The organism is Paenibacillus sambharensis (assembly GCF_003233845.1).
GTDB lineage: Bacteria > Bacillota > Bacilli > Paenibacillales > Paenibacillaceae > Paenibacillus_I > Paenibacillus_I sambharensis.
Genome location: NZ_QKRB01000005.1, coordinates 1 through 312 on the forward strand (window position 1 = coordinate 1; position 312 = coordinate 312).

Annotated in this window: 2 rRNA genes; both read right to left on the bottom strand. The window is 50.0% G+C overall.

The features are described from left to right. A 5S ribosomal RNA gene (rrf, locus tag DNH61_RS27135) occupies positions 1–58 on the bottom strand; the annotation flags it as partial. Positions 59–222: 164 nt separating this feature from the next. Further along, positions 223–312: ribosomal RNA gene (locus DNH61_RS00035) — 16S ribosomal RNA — on the bottom strand; the annotation flags it as partial.

Here is a 312-nt window from a genome sequence, read left to right on the forward strand (position 1 = left end):
GCTTAACGGTCGTGTTCGAGATGGGAACGCGTGGATCCCCTCCGCCATCATCACCAAACGAGTCGCTGCTAAAGCAGCTTGTGCCTTGCGGCACGAAAGCTAAACCTTAGAGCATTGTTGAAAGAATCAATGTTGCATTGTTCTTTCAAAACTGACAACGAGCGAGCAAACATAACTGCCTGAGTATTATCCAGTCATCATCGTGACTGGGTATATCCTTAGAAAGGAGGTGATCCAGCCGCACCTTCCGATACGGCTACCTTGTTACGACTTCACCCCAATCATCTACCCCACCTTCGACGGCTGGCTCCT